We start from the raw sequence: 18,709 nt of genomic DNA, 5'->3' as shown, positions 1-18,709 counted from the left end.
CCTTCAGGAGAGAAGCCATGAAGTGGCAACAACGTGTACGCGTCGCAACGGGTCTTAGTTGCTGGCAGATTATGTTGCATCTACTGGTCGTGGCAGTACTGGTGATGGGTTGGATGAGCGGCGCGCTGGTTCGCGTCGGATTAGGTTTGTGCGTGCTGTACGGCGTCACGTTACTGTCGATGCTGTTTTTGCAGCGTCATCACGAAGAGCGCTGGCGTGATGTGGGTGATTTCCTTGAAGAACTCACCACCACATGGTACTTCGGTGCGGCGGTTATCGCGCTATGGCTGTTGTCGCGCGTGCTGCACAATAACCTGCTGCTGGCCCTCGCTGGGCTAGTGATACTGGCAGGCCCGGCAGTGGTTTCGTTGCTGGCGAAAGATAAAAACGGATACCCTAAATCGTTCGGGCTACAACAAGGCGGCAACGCAGCGAATCCCCAGAAGCATAGATAACTATGTGACTGGGGTGAGTGACAAATCTGCCGGGAGCAGATTTGAACGCTGCCTGGAGCGGCCCCGAAGGGGCGAGGCCCAGGGATGGGCCGAGTAATAAGCCAACGCAGTTGTGGCTTGAACGATGACGGGTATTACGCGATCTTTCTGCGGAACATCGCGTATGCCGCTGAGCCGGTAGTGGCCGCTATGACCAATAGCGGCCACAAACTTCCCCACACAATCTCCAGACTCGCATCCTTCAGATAGATTTGCTTAGTGATATCGGTAAAGTGACGAATGGGGTTTATCCAGGTCACGTCCTGAAGCCATTGCGGCATATTCTCTACCGGTGATACGTAGCCGGAAAGCAGGATCGCCGGCATCATAAAGACGAACACGCCGATAAACGCCTGCTGCTGCGTCGAGCACAGCGACGAAATCAACAGCCCGAATCCTACCAGCGATAAGCCATACACAACCATCGTGAAGTAAAACAGCAGTAGCGATCCAGCAAAAGGAATTTGATAGGCCCAGATGCCAACCCCCAATACGATGGTCGCCTGCAGAGTGGCGACAATCAGCGCCGGGACCGCTTTGCCAATAAAAATCTGCCAGGTCGCCAGCGGCGAAACCAGCAACTGATCGAGAGTCCCCTGCTCACGCTCGCGGGCAACGGAAAGTGACGTAACGATCATCACGCCGATGGTGGTGATCATGGCGATCAGCGACGGCACCACGAACCATTTATAGTCGAGGTTCGGGTTATACCAGTTGCGCACCACCAGCTCGCTGTTGTTCGGCTTCGCTTTACCTTCCAGTAGGTCCTGCTGATAGTTTTTAACGATCTGCTGGAGGTAATTGGCGGCAATCTGCGCGCTGTTGGAGTTACGTCCGTCGAGCAAAAGCTGGAGCGGGGCGGTCTGGTTAGTGTCGAGGTTACGTGAGAAATCTGCCGGAAAGCGCACGACCAGCAGCGCTTTTTGTTCATCGATGGTGGGTCTAATCTCCTGCGGGCTTTTCAGCAGCAGAACGTGGGTGAAAGCTTTGGCGCGGGCAAAGCGCTGGGTCAGTTCTACCGCGTGCTTACCATTATCTTCGTTGTAGATGGCAATCGTGGCGTTGGTCACTTCCAGGGTTGCCGCGAAGGGGAACAGCAGCACCTGAATCAGCACCGGCATAATCAAAATCGCCCGCGTCTGCGGTTCGCGCAACAGCGATTGCAGCTCTTTGCGGATTAGTGTCCATAAGCGATGAAACATATCTATTCTCTCTTTGTGATCCCCGGAGGCGGTGCTGGCGCACCTGTCCGGGCTACAAATTCAAACCCGTGCGGCCCTGGTAGCCCGGGCAAGGCGCTTGCGCCGCCCCCGGGGAAAAGCGTGCAGGAAAGCTAATCCAGTCGCCGTTTGGTTTTTATCCACGTCAGGCCAATAAACATCACCGCCGAAGCGATTAAAAACATCGTGTTCACCAGCAGTACCACCGTAATATTGCCCGCCAAAAACAGGCTTTGCAGGGTGCTGACAAAATAGCGCGCCGGGATCACGTAGGTCACCGCGCGGATCACCGCTGGCATACTGTCTATCTGGAAAATAAACCCGGACAGCATAATCGACGGCAGAAATGCGGCATTCAGCGCCACCTGTGCGGCGTTAAACTGGTTGCGGGTGATGGTGGATATCAGCAGTCCCATACCCAGCGTGCTCAGCAAAAACAGGCTGGTGATAAAAAACAGAATCACCAGCGAACCGCGAAACGGCACGCCGAGAATAAACACCGCTACCAGCATGCACAGCAGCATTGCCAGCATGCCGAGGAAATAGTAGGGAATGAGTTTGCACAGCAGCAGCTCGGCGCGGGTAATTTCGGTCGACAACAGTGCCTCCATGGTGCCGCGCTCCCACTCGCGAGCCACTACCAGTGACGTCAGGATCGCGCCAACCACCGTCATAATGATGGTAATCGCGCCGGGGATAATAAAATGCTGGCTGATAGCGGCCGGGTTAAACCAGTAGCGTGTCTGCACGTCAATGAGCGGCTCGAAGGTTTCGCCGCGATCTTCCGCCCGCTGCTGTTGCCAGATTTGCCAGATACCTTCGACGTAGCCCTGGGCGAAGTTGGCGGTGTTTGGTTCGCTACCGTCGGTGATCAGCTGGAGCGGCGCATCGTCGCCGGGACGAGCCATTTTCTGGTCGAAATCGACCGGGACCACCACCAGTGCGCGGATCCGCCCGGCCTGCATCATTTGAATCAGCTGCTGGCGGTTATCGCTAATGGTGGCGTCAATGTAGGGCGAACCGGTCATGGTATGGACGAAATCCAGCGCCTCTTCGCTCTGCTGTTCCAGCAATACGCCAACCCGTAACTTGCTGGAATCGAGGTTAATGCCGTAGCCAAAGATAAACAGCAGCAGGAGCGGGATCACCACCGCAATCAGCCAACTGCTGGGGTCGCGGACGATCTGCCGCGTTTCCTTGACGCACAGGGCGCGCACGCGCCGCCATGCCAGGATTTTAGCGCTCACTGGCGTTCTCCTTATCCCAGTCGTGGATGAGGGTAATAAATGCCTGTTCCATCGTCGGGTCAGGCTGTTCATCATCCGCTGCCATCGCTTTGAGATCGTCCGGCGTGCCGCTGGCGGTAAGTTTACCGCGATAGACCAGACCGATACGGTCGCAATACTCTGCCTCATCCATAAAGTGGGTGGTGACCATTACCGTCACCCCCTTATCCACCATACTGTTGATATGCAACCAGAATTCGCGGCGGGTGAGGGGGTCGACGCCCGAAGTCGGCTCATCAAGAAACAGAATATCCGGCTCATGCATTAGCGAGCAGGCCAGCGCCAGGCGCTGCTTATAGCCGAGCGGCAGGTCGTCGGCGGCCTGCCGGGCAATGCTTTTCAGGCCAAACGCCTCGCACATGCTGGCGATTTTTTCGTTCTGCGCTTTGCCGCGCAGGCCATAAACGCCGGAGAAAAAGCGCAGGTTCTGCTCAACGGTGAGATTGCCATACAGCGAAAATTTCTGTGCCATATAGCCCAGATGCTGGCGTGCCTTGCCAGAGCTGACTTTCAGGTCCATCCCGAGCACCAGTGCTTTGCCGGAGGTGGGGACCAGCAGGCCGCACATCATCTTAAAGGTGGTGGACTTGCCCGCGCCGTTAGGGCCGAGGAGTCCGAAGATTTCTCCACGCTTGACCTGAAAATCGACGTGGTCGGTGGCGGCAAAATCACCAAATTTTTTGGTCAGAGTCTGCGCTTCAATCACCGTGTCCTCATGGGAGCCTTCCACGGTGTGGATAATTTTCCCCAGCGGCGATTCAGCCGTACCCGCGCCGCCCAGCAGGTCGATGAACGCATCTTCAAAGCGCGGCGCGGTTTCAGCTACCTCCAGCGGTGGCATGTCGGCTGCGTTTTGTACTTCGCTGATACTGGACTCTTTTTTGAGGATCAGGCGCACCGATTTGCCCTGAATCACACCATCGCTCACCTGCGGCAGCTTCAGCGTGCGTTGGAGCAGGCGGCGGTTATTCTCTTTGCTGCTGGAAACCAAAAAGCTGCGTCCGGCCATAGTCTGGGTCAGCTCTTTTGGCGCGCCCTGATAGAGCAACTGGCCTTCGTTCATCAGCAGCACGTCGCGGCACTGTTCAGCTTCGTCGAGATAGGAGGTGCTCCAGAGGATCAGCATCCCGTCGCCCGCCAGCTCGTGGACCATTTGCCACAGTTCTCGGCGTGAGATGGGGTCGACGCCGACGCCGGGTTCATCCAGCAGCAGCACCTTCGGTTCGCCGACGAGGGTGCAGGCGAGGCCAAGCTTCTGCTTCATGCCGCCGGAAAGTTTGCCCGCCAGTCGGCCAGTAAAGGGGCCCAAAGAGGTAAACTCCAGCAGCCGGGCGAAAGTTTTCTCCCGCACTTCGCCAGTCACGCTGCGCAGGTCGGCGTAGAGGGTCAGGTTTTCCATCACCGTCAGATCTTCATACAGGCCAAACTTTTGCGGCATATAACCGAGCACCGCGTGCAGGGCGCTATCGTCAGCAATGGGGTCAAAACCAATGACCTGTGCGCTGCCGCTGTCGGCTTTGAGCAAACCGGCGAGCATACGCATCAGGGTAGTTTTCCCTGCGCCATCGGGGCCAACTAGTCCGGTCACATAGCCGGAGTGAATGGTGCAGTCCAGCGGTGCGACGGCCGGGCGGTCCATGCCGGCGAAACGCCGGGTGAGACCGCGCAGCGTGATAACGTCTTCGCTCATTGGCCGTTTCCGTTGCTGAAAGCGACGGTCACCGGCATCCCCTGACGCAGCGCGCCGTCGGCATCGGTGACCACAATCCGCAGGCGATAAACCAGGTCGGTGCGCAGGTCCGGGGTCTCGACGGTTTTCGGCGTAAATTCAGCCGTAGGAGAGACAAAGCCGATTTTGCCACGGTAAGGTTGATTCGGACGGCTATCGGTATAGAGCAAGACTTCACTCCCCGGTTGGGCCTGGCCGAGATTTTTTTCATCGACGTAGGCGCGTACCCAAACCGGATGGGTTAATGATAGCGTCATCACCGTGCCACCTGCGCTGAGCATACTGCCTGGCTCCACGGCGCGGGTCATCAGGGTGCCGTCGGACGGCGCGATCAGCGTGGTATCGTGCAGGTCGAGTTTCGCCTGCGCCAGCGCGGCCTGAGCCTGTTCGAGGCTGGCTTTGGCCTGGGCTATCTCCTGCGGACGGTTACCGGCGCGGTACTGGCGCAGTTTATCCTGGGCTGATTTCAGCGTGGCCTGTGCCTGGTCGCGTGAGGAGCGCGCGTTCTCAAGGTCATTCGCGGAGATAGCGCTGCTTTTACGCAGCCCCAACTGGCGTTGATAGAAGTTCTGCGCATAGGCGTAAGCCGCCTGCGCCTGGTTAACTGCGGCGGCGGCCTGGGCAATTTCTTCCGAGCGATAGCCCGCCATCATCAGGTCGTACTGCGCCTGGGCCGTAGAAACGTTGGCCTGCGCCTGTTGAAGAGCATTTTCATAAGGGGCACGATCCAGTTCGCCCAGCGTTTGCCCGGTTTTAATTGCGTCGCCCTCATCGACGCTCAGCGATGCCAGCCGTCCACCCACACGGAAGCTCAGGTTAACGGTACGAATATCAACGTTGCCATAAAGCGTCAGCTCTTTTTGCTGACTGCTCTGGTACCACCACCAGCCGCCGCCAATCACAGTAGCCATCAGGAGAAGCAGTAGAACGACGATGAGCGGTTTTTTCATGACTCCAGACTCCTTTGCGATAATCCTTGCAGAACGAAATCAACGTGGCAGGTGATGACCTGAATGATTTGTTCGGTTTTTTCTTGATCAAACTCGGCCCAACCGGCGCGGCGCAGAACGGTTTCGCGGCCAAGGCGAAATGCGAGAACCTGGCCGAGCAGTGCATGGGTATGGAGGACCATTTGCGTGCTGTCTGCCTCAAGGCCGGTGAAGGCCGCGATCAGTCTTGTCAGATAGCAGTGTAGTGGGGCAATGACCTGATCGTGGATTAACTGATAGGCACGGGTCGGCGACAGTTGTTCACGGGAGATGAATTTACTCAAGTTCACCGTGCCGTCTTCAGTCAGCAGTCGGATCATATTCTGGCAGGCCCCGAGGATCTGCGCGCGAATCTCGTCTTTATCCGGTTCAGGCACACTGAGCAACATTTCTGCCGCCTGCGCATGAGGGCGAAAATTATTGCCGATGAAGTCGGCAATCCACTGGGCGCAGGCGAGGTACAGATCGTCCTTGGAACCGAAATAGTAAGGAATAGCCGCGATGTTTTGCCCGGCCTGAGCGGCAATATCACGGGTAGTAGCATGCAGGCCGTACTCACCGAACTGGGCGATAGCGGCAGCGATAAGCTGGCTTTTCGCCTGCTCGCCTTTGCTGGTAATGGGTGTCGTCGTCATCGCACGCCTAAAGTTAATCAATCGATTGATTAACTTTAGGCGTGCATCTGAAGTTTGTCCACCGTCGGATGTTAAATATAAAATCCTTCTCGACTCAGCTCTTCAGAAACCCAATTAAAGAAGATCTTCACTTTCTCCTTTTGCTCGTTGGTGTGCGGTAAAACAAAGTGATGAGCGCTAACCGGCATACTCACATCGTTGGTAAAAACGGCGGTCAAATGCCGCTGGTTAATGCTCTGCCCGGCCAGCAGGTTGCTTTCAAGAATAATGCCCATCCCCATACGCGCCGCCTCAATACTCATATATGAACGGTCGAAATTGAATATAAAGTTTTTATTCCAGACGCGAACCTTGTGCCAGGATAACCAGTTACTCCAGTTGATCAACGTGCTATCTGAATGAATAAGATCGCAGGCCAGTAAGTCTTCGATGAGCTGAATATTATGGCTAGCTAAATAAGATAATGAAGTATAAGGGAGCACGCGCTCATTCTTTATCGTTTTGACCACCAGCGTTGGCCACTGAGAAAGCCCGTGGCGAATATCGATATCAATATTATCGCGGGAGAACTGAATGCTTTCATAAGAGCAGGTCAGGCTAATTTTAAGCTCAGGCCAGGTCTGGCGAAATTTATTAAGACGGGGCATCAGCCACAATAATCCAAAGCTAGGTGCTGAATGAATACGCAAATAATCTTGGTGGATATCATTAATCACCTGATTGGTGGCCTGACCAATTATATTTAATGCCCCGGAAACCTCTTTAAGATATTTTTCGCCAATAGTGGTTAATATCACCCCTTTACTGCTGCGAGAAAACAGCTTTTTTCCCAAATATTGTTCAAGGCTGGCTATCTGATGGCTGACAGCCGAAGCGGTAATATTGAGATTTTCAGCGGCCAGATTGAGGCTACCGGTATCGGAAACCTCGATGAAAGCCTGAATGTTGCGTAAGGAGGGCATCGGCAGGCTTTTATTTTGAAGCGGCTGATTCATCATTTCACTCCTGTTGGTGGGATAAGTTTTTATTACCCCAAAGGAGTATGTAAGCCAATTATCGCAGGAATTATCAGCAAGCATAACATATGCCGGAAAATAAATTACCCAGGAATCCGTGATGAAGTTAACAGTTTTAAACGCAGAACCTGGCGCCCAACTCATTCACAGGAATTTGAATGTAGTCACGAAGTAAATTTTTCTCACTCATAATTGAGGTTTTTTGAATACCCTTTCTTTTTGGGGTTGTTATATTGCAATCACAGGCCTGATAACAAGGCGCGATGCGGTAAGGTTCGCGAAAAAACATAAAACAATAATGAGGATACCCTATGTCACGTATAGATACTGTAGTCTGTACTGACGCCAGGAAAACAAAATATCGGTTCGTGGTATTAACGATGATTTTCCTGGTGTATGCAATAAATTATGCCGACAGAACGAATATTGGTGCGGTGCTGCCGTTCATCATTGATGAGTTTCATATCAACAACTTTGAAGCCGGGGCCATCGCCAGTATGTTTTTCCTTGGCTACGCGGTAAGCCAGATCCCAGCCGGATTTTTCATTGCCAAACGTGGTACCCGAGGGTTGGTCTCGCTGTCAATTTTTGGTTTTTCCGCTTTTACCTGGCTGATGGGCACAGTGAGTTCGGTTGTTGGCCTGAAGATGGTGCGTTTGGGACTAGGGCTTAGCGAAGGACCGTGCCCGGTGGGGCTGGCTTCGACTATCAATAACTGGTTCCCGCCGAAAGAGAAAGCCACGGCAACGGGCGTTTACATAGCTGCCACCATGTTTGCACCGATTATTGTACCGCCGCTGGCGGTGTGGATTGCGGTCACCTGGGGCTGGCGCTGGGTGTTCTTCTCTTTCGCGATCCCTGGAATTTTTGCTGCAATTGCCTGGTATCTGCTGGTGAAATCAAAACCTTCCGAGAGTGGTTTCGTTTCGCAAAGTGAACTGGATGAGATCAATGCCGGGCGTGATGAAAATAAGAGTGTCGAGCGTGAAAATATCCTTATTGCCGATAAATTTACCTGGCTGGATAAAATAATCCGCGTGAAAAAGATGGCTCCTATTGATACAGCAAAAGGTTTGTTTACCTCTAAAAATATTCTTGGCGACTGTCTGGCCTATTTTATGATGGTTAGCGTGCTGTATGGTTTATTAACCTGGATCCCGCTGTATTTAGTCAAAGAACGCGGTTTTGATGTGATGAGCATGGGCTTTGTGGCAAGTATGCCGTGCATCGGTGGATTTATTGGCGCAATTGGTGGTGGATGGATTTCTGATAAATTATTAGGCCGCCGTCGTAAGCCAACTATGATGTTTACCGCTATCTCAACGGTCGTCATGATGCTCATTATGTTGAATATTCCGGCAAGCACCTGGGCAGTTTGCGTTGGATTATTCTTTGTCGGTTTATGTTTGAATATCGGCTGGCCGGCCTTTACCGCCTACGGTATGGCCGTTTCGGATAGTAAAACCTATCCAATCGCCTCTTCTATTATTAATAGCGGTGGCAACCTCGGTGGATTCGTTGCCCCAATGGCTGCGGGGTTCTTACTCGACCAGACTGGTAGCTTTAATTCAGTCTTCACCTATTTTGGTATCTGTGCCGCAATAGGTCTGGTGGTTATTTTATTTCTCGATGAACCACAGTAATGGAAAATATTCCTGTCAATTAATATGACGTAAAGTCATGGAGTGAAAATATGTTATTAAAAGATAAAGTCGCCATTATTACGGGCGCGGCTTCCGTACGCGGTTTGGGTTTTGCAACAGCGAAATTATTTGCCGAAAACGGTGCCAAAGTGGTCATTATCGACCTCAATGGCGAAGCCAGTAAAGCCGCCGCTGCGGCATTAGGCGAAGGCCATCTTGGTCTCGCGGCAAACGTCGCTGATGAAGTTCAGGTGCAGGCGGCGATTGAGCAAATTATGGCGAAATACGGTCGGGTTGACGTGCTGGTCAATAATGCAGGCATTACTCAGCCGCTGAAGCTAATGGATATTAAGCGCGCCAACTATGATGCGGTGCTGGACGTCAGCCTGCGCGGCACGCTGCTGATGTCGCAGGCGGTGATTCCGGCAATGCGGGCGCAGAAATCTGGCAGCATCGTCTGCATCTCTTCCGTTTCCGCCCAGCGCGGCGGCGGTATCTTCGGCGGCCCGCACTACAGCGCGGCAAAAGCTGGCGTGTTGGGGCTGGCGAGGGCGATGGCACGTGAGCTGGGACCGGATAACGTCCGCGTCAACTGTATTACCCCGGGGCTGATTCAGACCGATATTACCGCCGGTAAGCTGACCGATGAAATGACCACCAATATTCTCGCCGGGATCCCGATGAATCGCCTTGGTGATGCTGTGGACATCGCACGTGCTGCGCTGTTCCTCGGAAGCTCCCTCTCATCCTACTCCACCGGCATCACCCTGGACGTCAACGGCGGCATGTTAATCCACTAAGCGAGGCAATCAGATGAAGACGACCGAATCACAAAAAGTTGCCGCTGCGGCGTGGCGTATCCGTCGCTATGCTCTGCGAATGGGGGAAGTTCAGGGGCAGGGCTATATTGGCCAGGCGCTGGGTTATGCTGATGTGCTGGCGACCGCGTTCAGCCATGCAATGAGTTATCGTCCGCAAGACCCTGAGTGGGAAGGGCGCGACCGCTTCCTGCTCTCTCACGGTCACTATGCCATCGCCTATTATGCGGCGCTGCTGGAGGCGGGAATTATCCCTGAGGAGGAGCTGGAAACCTACGGTTCCGATGATAGCCGCCTGCCGATGTCAGGAATGGCAACCTATACGCCAGCGATGGAGATGTCTGGCGGTTCATTAGGGCAAGGGCTGTCTATCGCCGTGGGGATGGCGCTTGGGCTGAGGCAAAAGGGAAGCGCGTCGTGGGTCTATAACTCGATGTCGGATGGTGAACTGGACGAAGGTTCAACCTGGGAAGCGGCGATGTCGGCGGCCCACTATGGCCTGACCAATCTGATTAATATCGTCGATGTGAACAAACAACAGGCCGACGGCGATTCGCGCAAAATTCTCGGCTTTGAACCGCTACACGAGAAATGGGCCGCTTTCGGCTGGTACGTACAGCGTGTGGACGGAAACGATCAAGCTGCGGTGATTGCCGCCTTTGATAACGCGAAAAGCCATCCTGGCGAACAGCCGCGAGTCATTCTTTGCGACACGCTGATGGGTAAAGGCGTACCGTTCCTTGAAACCCGCGATAAGAACCATTTTATACGCGTCGATGCTGATGAATGGCAAAAAGCGATTGCGGAGTTGGATGCCAACAAACCGGAAGGAGTGCTGTAATGAGCCAGACTACTCAGAAACCCCGTTTAAAAACGTCTGCAATGATCGCTTCAATTGCCGATGAAGATCAGGTGACTGTTCCTGCTCCGTTTGGTGTCGCGCTCTCGAAGCTGGCGGCACAACGCCCGGAAATCGTCGGTATGACCGCCGACCTGTCGAAGTATACTGATCTGCATATTTTCGCCCAGGCCTTTCCGGATCGCTTCTTCCAGATGGGGATGGCGGAACAGCTGCTGATGGGGGCCGCTGGGGGAATGGCGAAAGAGGGATTTATCCCTTTCGCCACCACCTACGCCGCTTTTGCTACCCGCCGGGCCTATGATTTTATCCATCAGGTTATCGCCGAAGAGCATCTGAACGTGAAAATCTGCGCGGCGTTGCCGGGTCTCACCACCGGTTACGGGCCAAGTCATCAGGCTACGGAAGACCTGGCGATTATGCGCGGCATCCCCGGCATGGTGATAGTTGACCCTTGTGATGCACTGGAGATAGAACAGGCGGTACCGGCGATCGCCGATCATAACGGCCCGGTTTATATGCGCCTGCTGCGCGGCAGGGTACCGCTGGTGCTGGATAAATATGACTATAAATTCGAACTGGGCAAAGCGAAGCTGCTGGAGGACGGTAACGATGTGCTGATTATCTCTTCCGGGTTGATGACCATGCGCGCTCTTGAAACGGTGGAGAAACTGCGCGCCGACAATATCAGCGTGGCGGTGCTGCACGTGCCGACAATCAAACCACTTGATGAAAAAGCGATTATTGAGCAAGCCTCGAAGCCAGGTCGTCTGGTGATCACTGCGGAAAACCACACCTCAGTCGGTGGGTTGGGAGAAGCGGTAGCCGCGCTGCTGATGCGTAAAGGTGTGCGCTGCGAGTTGGATACGGTTGGCCTGCCCGACGAATTCCTGCTGGCTGGCGCGCTACCGACGCTACATGACCGCTATGGTATATCTACTGCGATGATGGTCGAAAAAATTAAGTATCGTCTGCGTTAATCGCTTTCGCCGCCGCGTTCTGCGGCGGCGCTTTTCTGTTTCCGTTCGAGGTTTCCATGTCGATTAATTCCATTGAAGAATTAAACGCGCTGGTTGCGCGCGTCAAAAAAGCTCAGCGTCAGTACGCGGGGTTCACGCAACAACAGGTTGACAAAATATTCCGCGCTGCCGCTCTAGCCGCCGCTGATGCCCGCATTCCGCTGGCGAAAATGGCGGTCGCCGAGTCCGGCATGGGCATCGTGGAAGATAAAGTGATTAAAAACCACTTCGCGTCTGAATATATCTACAACGCCTATAAAGACGAAAAAACCTGCGGGGTTCTTGGCGAAGACGAAGCCTTTGGCACCATGACCATCGCCGAGCCCATTGGGCTGATCTGCGGGATTGTCCCCACCACCAATCCGACTTCTACCGCTATTTTTAAATCGCTAATTAGCCTGAAAACCCGTAACGGCATCGTCTTCTCGCCGCATCCGCGGGCGAAAAATGCCACCAACCGCGCGGCGGAAATCGTGTTGCGTGCCGCAGTCGAGGCCGGTGCGCCACCGGACATCATTGGCTGGATTAACGAACCAACCGTAGATCTGTCTAACCGCCTGATGCACCACCCGGATATCAATCTGATCCTCGCCACCGGCGGACCGGGTATGGTGAAGGCCGCCTACAGCTCCGGTAAACCAGCGATAGGCGTTGGCGCGGGTAACACCCCAGTAGTGATTGATGAAACCGCCGACGTGAAGCGGGCGGTAGCCTCCATCCTGATGTCAAAAACCTTCGATAACGGCGTGATCTGCGCTTCCGAACAGTCGGTGGTGGTGGTTGATGCCGCCTATAACGCGGTGCGCGAGCGTTTCGCCAGCCACGGCGGCTACCTGCTACAGGGAAAAGAACTGAAAGCGGTTCAGGGTATCCTGCTGAAAAACGGCGCGTTAAACGCGGCGATTGTCGGGCAGTCGGCGATTAAAATTGCCGAAATGGCCGGGATCAGCGTGCCTTCCGATACAAAAATCCTGATTGGCGAAGTTAAAGCTATCGACGATAGCGAGCCTTTTGCACATGAAAAGCTCTCCCCGACGCTGGCCATGTATCGGGCGAAAGATTTCGCCGACGCCGTGGAGAAAGCGGTGAAGCTGGTCGATATGGGCGGCATCGGCCACACCTCCTGCCTCTATACCGACCAGGATAACCAGGCCGCGCGGGTGATGACCTTTGGCGAAAAAATGAAAACCGCACGCATCCTGATTAACACCCCGACCTCCCACGGCGGCATTGGCGATCTCTATAACTTTAGTCTCGCGCCCTCCCTGACCCTGGGCTGCGGCTCCTGGGGCGGTAACTCTATCTCGGAAAACGTCGGGCCGAAACATCTGATCAACAAGAAAACCGTGGCAAAGCGAGCTGAAAATATGCTGTGGCATAAACTTCCGAAATCCATCTATTTCCGCCGCGGCTCTCTGCCCATCGCGCTGGATGAAGTGATCACCGATGGCCATAAGCGCGCACTGATCGTCACCGACCGCTTCCTGTTCAACAACGGATACGCGGATCAGATCACTTCCGTGCTGAAAGCGGCGGTCGTCGAAACCGAAGTCTTCTTTGAAGTGGAAGCCGACCCGACGCTGACCATCGTGCGCAAAGGTGCAGAGCTGGCTAACTCCTTCAAGCCCGACGTCATCATAGCCCTGGGCGGCGGATCGCCGATGGATGCGGCGAAAATCATGTGGGTGATGTACGAGCATCCGGAAACCCACTTCGAAGAGCTGGCGCTGCGCTTTATGGATATCCGCAAGCGTATCTACACCTTCCCGAAAATGGGCGTCAAAGCCCGGATGGTGGCGATCACCACCACTTCCGGCACCGGATCGGAGGTCACGCCGTTTGCGGTGGTCACCGACGATGCCACCGGGCAGAAATATCCGCTGGCGGACTACGCACTGACCCCGGATATGGCGATTATCGACGCTAACCTGGTAATGGATATGCCGAAGTCCCTGTGCGCCTTCGGTGGTCTGGACGCAGTGACCCACGCGCTGGAAGCCTATGTTTCCGTGCTGGCCTCCGAATTCTCTGACGGTCAGGCGCTGCAGGCGCTGAAGCTGCTGAAAGCGTATCTGCCCGCTTCGTATCACGAGGGGTCGAAAAACCCGGTGGCCCGCGAGCGCGTCCATAATGCGGCAACCATCGCCGGGATCGCCTTTGCTAACGCCTTCCTCGGGGTGTGCCACTCCATGGCGCACAAGCTGGGCTCGCAGTTCCACATTCCGCACGGTCTGGCGAATGCGCTGATGATCTGCAACGTCATTCGTTATAACGCCAACGACAACCCGACCAAGCAGACGGCGTTCAGCCAGTACGACCGTCCGCAAGCCCGTCGTCGGTACGCAGAGATTGCCGATCATTTAGGCCTGAGCGCGCCGGGAGACCGCACTGCGGCGAAAATCGAAAAGCTGCTGGCGTGGCTGGAGAGTATCAAAGCCGAGCTGGGCATTCCGAAATCGATCCGCGAAGCGGGCGTGCAGGAAGCCGATTTCCTCGCCCACGTCGATAAGCTGTCCGAAGACGCCTTCGATGACCAGTGCACCGGCGCCAACCCACGCTATCCGCTGGTGGTTGAGTTGCGTCAGATACTGCTAGCCAGCTATTACGGGGATATTTATCGCGAAGCGTAATTGCCGCTCCTCGTCTACAGGACGGGGAGCAGTGGTTTGTTAGTCAGAGTATTCTTTTCGGGAGATTTTATGCGGTTCATCACAAAATCTGCTAGACTGCGCCACTTCATGGCATTGTGGTTTTTGCCATCTCTTTCGCAATAATCTCCCTGAAAACTATGCCTGTGACGGGCCGGGGCGGTTCGGAGTTGTTATGTCTTTTGATTCCCTTGGCCTGAATCCTGAAATCCTGCGTGCCGTCGCTGAACAGGGCTATGTTGAGCCAACCCCTATCCAGCAGAAGGCGATTCCTGCGGTATTACAGGGTCGCGATCTGATGGCCAGCGCCCAGACCGGCACCGGTAAAACGGCAGGCTTTACGTTGCCGCTGCTTCAGCATCTGATCCAACAAGAACCGCATGCTAAAGGTCGTCGCCCGGTGCGCGCCCTGATCCTGACTCCGACGCGCGAGCTGGCAGCCCAGATTGGCGAGAACGTGCGGGATTACAGTAAATATCTCAATATTCGTTCGCTGGTGGTTTTCGGCGGCGTGAGTATTAATCCGCAGATGATGAAGCTGCGCAGCGGCGTTGATATCCTGGTGGCGACGCCGGGTCGTCTGTTGGATCTTGAGCACCAGAACGCGGTTAGCCTGGATAAGGTTGAAGTGCTGGTGCTGGATGAAGCCGACCGTATGCTGGATATGGGCTTTATTCACGATATTCGCCGCGTGCTGGCGAAGCTGCCGCCAAAACGCCAGAACCTGCTGTTCTCTGCAACCTTCTCCGACGACATTAAATCGCTGGCGGAAAAGCTGCTGCATAACCCGCTGGAAATTGAAGTCGCCCGCCGTAACACCGCCTCTGAGCAGGTGAGCCAGTTAGTGCATTTTGTTGATAAAAAGCGCAAGCGCGAGCTGCTGTCGCAGATGATCGGCGAAGGCAACTGGCAGCAGGTGCTGGTCTTTACCCGTACTAAGCACGGCGCCAACCATCTGGCAGAGCAGCTTAATAAAGATGGTATTCGCAGCGCCGCGATTCACGGTAACAAGAGCCAGGGCGCACGAACCCGCGCATTAGCAGATTTTAAATCCGGTGGCATCCGCGTGCTGGTGGCAACCGACATCGCCGCTCGCGGTCTGGATATCGAGGAGTTACCGCACGTAGTGAACTACGAGCTGCCAAACGTACCGGAAGATTATGTGCACCGCATCGGTCGTACCGGTCGTGCGGCTGCAACTGGCGAAGCGCTGTCGCTGGTCTGCGTTGACGAGCATAAGCTGTTGCATGATATCGAACGCTTGCTGAAAAAAGAGATCCCACGTATCGCCATCGCGGGCTATGAACCGGATCCATCCATCAAAGCCGAGCCGATTCAGAACGGTCGCCAGCAGCGTGGCGGCGGTCGCGGTGGTCAGAGCCAGGGGCGCGGCGGCCAGGGTCAAGGGCGCAGTCAGCAGTCCGCTCCGCGTCGTACCGATGGCGAAGCACCGAAAGCGCGTACTCAGGACGGTAAGCCTCCTCGCCGTCGTCGCCCGCGCAAACCTGCCGCGGCTGAGTAATAGCGTTCTGGCTGCGGTGGGATAACCTGCCGCAGCGTGACCCCATGTGATGTGAGCATTCACGCTCGTGGTTGTTCATCAGACAGGCATTATTTTTTATGTGGCTTCACTTTCGGCAATGAGCCATTTTTTCGGCTTCTGCAATAGCTGACAAAATTATAACCGGCGACCACCAAAAGAATAACAGAAACCAATAACATTAAAAAAGCAACCATAAATACCCTCAATAATTGACATCCCCATGTGGGTTCTAAAAGGTAGTATACGGATTAGTGGTTTAGATAAAGTATCTTATAAGTGTAGCCATACTGTATTTTACTGATATTAAACGATTAAGTTTATTTTTTACCTTTTTTGTTCTATTTTTTCGGAATATGTTTAGCTACGTTTGTTCATTTTTTCTCTTTTTTTGATATTAACCTTTTTAAAGGGAAACTCGATATCTGGTGTTATCCTGATGAATTAAGAAATTATATTTGTTATCAACGTAAATAACGGTGGTATGTATTGTTATTATATGGATATCGCTAGCTGATTGGACATTGTTGAGATTCTGAACGATCATTTTTCGACAGATTCTGCGAGACCGCTTCCCGTTTGCCGAAAAAGGGATACCTCCGCCCAGTCAAAAATGGCACAATAGTGGCTGTTTATACAGTATTCAGGTTTTCTCATGGCTTTGACCGCTGCGCTAAAAGCGCAAATCGCCGCCTGGTATAAGGCGCTTCAGGAACAGATTCCGGACTTTATTCCCCGTCCCCCGCAGCGGCAGATGATCGCCGATGTCGCGAAGACGCTTGCCGGGGAAGAGGGGCGACATCTGGCGATTGAGGCTCCCACTGGCGTCGGCAAAACCTTGTCATACCTGATCCCCGGCATCGCGATTGCCCGTGAAGAGCAAAAAACGCTGGTAGTCAGCACCGCCAACGTGGCGTTGCAGGACCAGATCTACAGTAAAGACCTGCCGCTGCTGCGTAAAATTATTCCCGACCTACGATTTACCGCCGCCTTTGGTCGTGGGCGCTACGTTTGTACGCGTAACCTGGCCGCTCTCGCCAGTACGGACCCGACACAGCAGGACCTGCTCGCCTTCCTTGATGACGACCTCACACCGAATAACCAGGCGGAGCAGAAGTTGTGCGCGACGCTTAAAACGGATCTTGATAGTTATAAATGGGATGGCCTGCGCGATCACACCGATAAAAACATAGATGATTCGCTGTGGAGCCGTCTGAGCACCGATAAAGCCAGCTGCCTGAACCGCAACTGCCACTATTATCGCGAATGCCCATTTTTCGTCGCCCGGCGAGAAATTCAGGAAGCCGAAGTGGTGGTGGCAAACCATGCACTGGTCATGGCGGCAATGGAGAGCGAGGCGGTGCTGCCGGATCCGAAGAATTTACTGCTGGTGCTTGATGAAGGTCACCATCTGCCGGATGTCGCCCGTGATGCGCTGGAAATGAGCGCTGAAATCACCGCTCCGTGGTATCGCCTGCAGTTGGATCTGTTCACCAAGCTGGTCGCCACCTGCATGGAACAGTTCCGGCCTAAAACCACACCACCATTGGCGAATCCTGAGCGCCTGAACGCGCACTGCGAGGAGCTGTTTGAGCTTATCTCCTCGCTAAATAATATTCTTAACCTGTATATGCCTGCGGGTCAGGAAGCGGAACACCGCTTTCCAATGGGCGAGCTGCCGCAGGAAGTCATGGAGATCTGCCAGCGGCTGGCGAAGCTGACGGAAACGTTGCGCGGGCTGGCGGAGCTGTTCCTCAACGACCTTGGCGAAAAAACAGGCAGTCATGATGTGGTGCGTCTACACCGGGTTCTGCTGCAGATGAACCGCGCGCTGGGGATGTTTGAGAGTCAGAGCAAACTGTGGCGTCTGGCATCGTTGGCGCAGTCTTCAGGCGCGCCGGTGACCAAATGGGCCACCCGCGACCTGCGTGACGGTCAGATGCATATCTGGTTCCACTGCGTGGGGATCCGCGTCAGCGATCAGCTGGAAAGGCTGCTCTGGCGCAGCGTCCCACATATTGTTGTCACTTCGGCGACGCTACGTTCGCTGAATAGCTTTTCTCGCTTGCAGGAGATGAGCGGACTGAAAGAGAAGGCGGGAGACCGCTTTGTGGCGCTGGATTCACCGTTTAACCACGTCGAACAGGGTAAAATTGTCATCCCGCAGATGTACTACGAACCGCTTATTGACCACGAAGAACAGCATATCGCCGAGATGGCGGCATACTTCCGCGAGCAGGTTGAGAGTAAAAAGCATCTTGGCATGCTGGTGCTGTTTGCCAGCGGAAGAGCGATGCAGCGTTTTCTTGAGCACGTGACCGATTTGCGCTTGCTGCTGCTGGTGCAGGGTGATAAGCCGCGCTATCGGCTGGTGGAAGTGCACCGTAAGCGCGTTGAAGGTGGAGAACGAAGCGTACTGGTCGGGCTGCAATCCTTCGCCGAAGGACTCGATTTAAAAGGCGAGCTGCTGAGCCAGGTTCATATCCACAAAATCGCCTTCCCGCCGATAGACAGCCCGGTGGTGATTACCGAAGGCGAATGGCTCAAAAGCCTCAATCGCTATCCGTTCGAAGTTCAAAGTCTGCCGAGTGCTTCCTTCAACCTGATTCAGCAGGTGGGACGCCTGATCCGTAGCCATAGCTGCTGGGGGGAAGTGGTGATTTACGATAAGCGATTGTTGACCAAAAACTACGGCCAACGCTTATTGAACGCATTACCCGTATTTCCGATAGAGCAGCCTACCGTCCCTGAGGTTATAGTAAAAACTAAAGCAAAACCGACGCGTCGCAAACGGCGTTAATGGTGCAATGTCG

15 protein-coding genes are annotated in these 18,709 nt (G+C 54.3%); 8 read left to right on the top strand and 7 right to left on the bottom strand.

The features are described from left to right. Nucleotides 1–17 precede the first annotated feature (17 nt). The gene (locus tag DA718_RS19225; protein ID WP_112216976.1) at nt 18–455 is read left to right on the top strand and encodes a YbhQ family protein; all 438 of its coding nucleotides are present in this window, start codon (nt 18–20) and stop codon (nt 453–455) included. A gap of 134 nt (nt 456–589) precedes the next feature. Here DA718_RS19225 and DA718_RS19220 read toward each other — a convergent pair whose 3' ends face one another. The 6 genes from DA718_RS19220 to DA718_RS19195 all read right to left on the bottom strand — a co-directional run bounded on the left by DA718_RS19220 (nt 590) and on the right by DA718_RS19195 (nt 7,348). Continuing rightward, entirely contained in the window at nt 590–1,696 is a 1,107-nt protein-coding gene (locus DA718_RS19220) for an ABC transporter permease (RefSeq protein WP_112216977.1), read from the bottom strand. A 131-nt stretch (nt 1,697–1,827) separates the two neighbouring features. Next, nucleotides 1,828–2,961 carry an ABC transporter permease gene (locus DA718_RS19215; RefSeq protein ID WP_112216978.1) on the bottom strand — a complete coding sequence of 378 codons (1,134 nt, stop codon included), beginning with the start codon at nt 2,959–2,961 and terminating at the stop codon, nt 1,828–1,830. Then, nucleotides 2,951–4,690, bottom strand: a complete 1,740-nt coding sequence (locus tag DA718_RS19210; protein WP_112216979.1) for an ATP-binding cassette domain-containing protein — start codon at nt 4,688–4,690, stop codon at nt 2,951–2,953. Before DA718_RS19210 ends, DA718_RS19215 begins: the two co-directional genes overlap by 11 nt. Beyond that, nucleotides 4,687–5,679: a secretion protein HlyD gene (gene hlyD, locus DA718_RS19205; RefSeq protein ID WP_112216980.1), complete on the bottom strand. Its 993-nt coding sequence runs from the start codon at nt 5,677–5,679 to the stop codon at nt 4,687–4,689. The genes DA718_RS19210 and hlyD overlap by 4 nt, the downstream gene beginning before the upstream one ends. After that, on the bottom strand, nt 5,676–6,353 hold the full coding sequence (cecR, locus tag DA718_RS19200) for a transcriptional regulator CecR (RefSeq protein WP_112216981.1): 678 nt from the start codon (nt 6,351–6,353) through the stop codon (nt 5,676–5,678). Before cecR ends, hlyD begins: the two co-directional genes overlap by 4 nt. Before the next feature lie 71 nt (nt 6,354–6,424). Further along, nucleotides 6,425–7,348: a LysR substrate-binding domain-containing protein gene (locus tag DA718_RS19195; protein WP_112216982.1), complete on the bottom strand. Its 924-nt coding sequence runs from the start codon at nt 7,346–7,348 to the stop codon at nt 6,425–6,427. 332 nt (nt 7,349–7,680) lie between these two features. Between DA718_RS19195 and DA718_RS19190 the strand changes: the two genes are divergently transcribed. The 6 genes from DA718_RS19190 to rhlE all read left to right on the top strand — a co-directional run bounded on the left by DA718_RS19190 (nt 7,681) and on the right by rhlE (nt 15,878). Further along, nucleotides 7,681–9,012: an MFS transporter gene (locus DA718_RS19190; RefSeq protein WP_112216983.1), complete on the top strand. Its 1,332-nt coding sequence runs from the start codon at nt 7,681–7,683 to the stop codon at nt 9,010–9,012. A 50-nt stretch (nt 9,013–9,062) separates the two neighbouring features. Next, the gene (locus tag DA718_RS19185; protein ID WP_112216984.1) at nt 9,063–9,812 is read left to right on the top strand and encodes an SDR family NAD(P)-dependent oxidoreductase; all 750 of its coding nucleotides are present in this window, start codon (nt 9,063–9,065) and stop codon (nt 9,810–9,812) included. Nucleotides 9,813–9,825: 13 nt separating this feature from the next. Continuing rightward, entirely contained in the window at nt 9,826–10,671 is an 846-nt protein-coding gene (locus DA718_RS19180; RefSeq protein ID WP_110276752.1) for a transketolase, read from the top strand. Beyond that, complete coding sequence (locus DA718_RS19175; RefSeq protein WP_112216985.1) at nt 10,671–11,669, top strand: transketolase family protein; 999 nt, start codon at nt 10,671–10,673, stop codon at nt 11,667–11,669. Before DA718_RS19180 ends, DA718_RS19175 begins: the two co-directional genes overlap by 1 nt. A gap of 56 nt (nt 11,670–11,725) precedes the next feature. Beyond that, nucleotides 11,726–14,338 (top strand): bifunctional acetaldehyde-CoA/alcohol dehydrogenase, encoded by a 2,613-nt coding sequence (gene adhE / locus DA718_RS19170; protein ID WP_130624393.1) that lies wholly within the window; start codon nt 11,726–11,728, stop codon nt 14,336–14,338. 193 nt (nt 14,339–14,531) lie between these two features. After that, entirely contained in the window at nt 14,532–15,878 is a 1,347-nt protein-coding gene (gene rhlE / locus DA718_RS19165; protein ID WP_112214727.1) for an ATP-dependent RNA helicase RhlE, read from the top strand. A gap of 89 nt (nt 15,879–15,967) precedes the next feature. Here the strand turns inward: rhlE and DA718_RS31060 are convergent, their stop codons facing one another. Beyond that, nucleotides 15,968–16,078 carry a small membrane protein gene (locus DA718_RS31060; RefSeq protein ID WP_227016025.1) on the bottom strand — a complete coding sequence of 37 codons (111 nt, stop codon included), beginning with the start codon at nt 16,076–16,078 and terminating at the stop codon, nt 15,968–15,970. Nucleotides 16,079–16,551: 473 nt separating this feature from the next. Here DA718_RS31060 and dinG point away from each other — a divergent pair, with 473 nt between their 5' ends. Beyond that, nucleotides 16,552–18,696 carry an ATP-dependent DNA helicase DinG gene (gene dinG, locus DA718_RS19160; protein WP_112214726.1) on the top strand — a complete coding sequence of 715 codons (2,145 nt, stop codon included), beginning with the start codon at nt 16,552–16,554 and terminating at the stop codon, nt 18,694–18,696. Nucleotides 18,697–18,709 lie beyond the last annotated feature (13 nt).

Source organism: Klebsiella huaxiensis (genome assembly GCF_003261575.2).
Classification (GTDB): domain Bacteria; phylum Pseudomonadota; class Gammaproteobacteria; order Enterobacterales; family Enterobacteriaceae; genus Klebsiella; species Klebsiella huaxiensis.
Note: the sequence above shows the minus strand (reverse complement) of the source record. Positions and strands in the feature narration are given on the sequence as shown.

Bases quoted from the DNA above. Each gene is read 5' to 3' on its own strand.
- DA718_RS19190 (WP_112216983.1), top strand. From the start codon at position 7,681: ATGTCACGTATAGATACTGTAGTCTGTACTGACGCCAGGAAAACAAAA.
- DA718_RS31060 (WP_227016025.1), bottom strand. From the start codon at position 16,078: ATGTTATTGGTTTCTGTTATTCTTTTGGTGGTCGCCGGTTATAATTTT.
- adhE (WP_130624393.1), top strand. From the start codon at position 11,726: ATGTCGATTAATTCCATTGAAGAATTAAACGCGCTGGTTGCGCGCGTC.
- DA718_RS19225 (WP_112216976.1), top strand. From the start codon at position 18: ATGAAGTGGCAACAACGTGTACGCGTCGCAACGGGTCTTAGTTGCTGG.
- DA718_RS19185 (WP_112216984.1), top strand. From the start codon at position 9,063: ATGTTATTAAAAGATAAAGTCGCCATTATTACGGGCGCGGCTTCCGTA.
- cecR (WP_112216981.1), bottom strand. From the start codon at position 6,353: ATGACGACGACACCCATTACCAGCAAAGGCGAGCAGGCGAAAAGCCAG.
- DA718_RS19220 (WP_112216977.1), bottom strand. From the start codon at position 1,696: ATGTTTCATCGCTTATGGACACTAATCCGCAAAGAGCTGCAATCGCTG.
- dinG (WP_112214726.1), top strand. From the start codon at position 16,552: ATGGCTTTGACCGCTGCGCTAAAAGCGCAAATCGCCGCCTGGTATAAG.
- DA718_RS19210 (WP_112216979.1), bottom strand. From the start codon at position 4,690: ATGAGCGAAGACGTTATCACGCTGCGCGGTCTCACCCGGCGTTTCGCC.
- hlyD (WP_112216980.1), bottom strand. From the start codon at position 5,679: ATGAAAAAACCGCTCATCGTCGTTCTACTGCTTCTCCTGATGGCTACT.
- rhlE (WP_112214727.1), top strand. From the start codon at position 14,532: ATGTCTTTTGATTCCCTTGGCCTGAATCCTGAAATCCTGCGTGCCGTC.
- DA718_RS19195 (WP_112216982.1), bottom strand. From the start codon at position 7,348: ATGAATCAGCCGCTTCAAAATAAAAGCCTGCCGATGCCCTCCTTACGC.
- DA718_RS19175 (WP_112216985.1), top strand. From the start codon at position 10,671: ATGAGCCAGACTACTCAGAAACCCCGTTTAAAAACGTCTGCAATGATC.
- DA718_RS19180 (WP_110276752.1), top strand. From the start codon at position 9,826: ATGAAGACGACCGAATCACAAAAAGTTGCCGCTGCGGCGTGGCGTATC.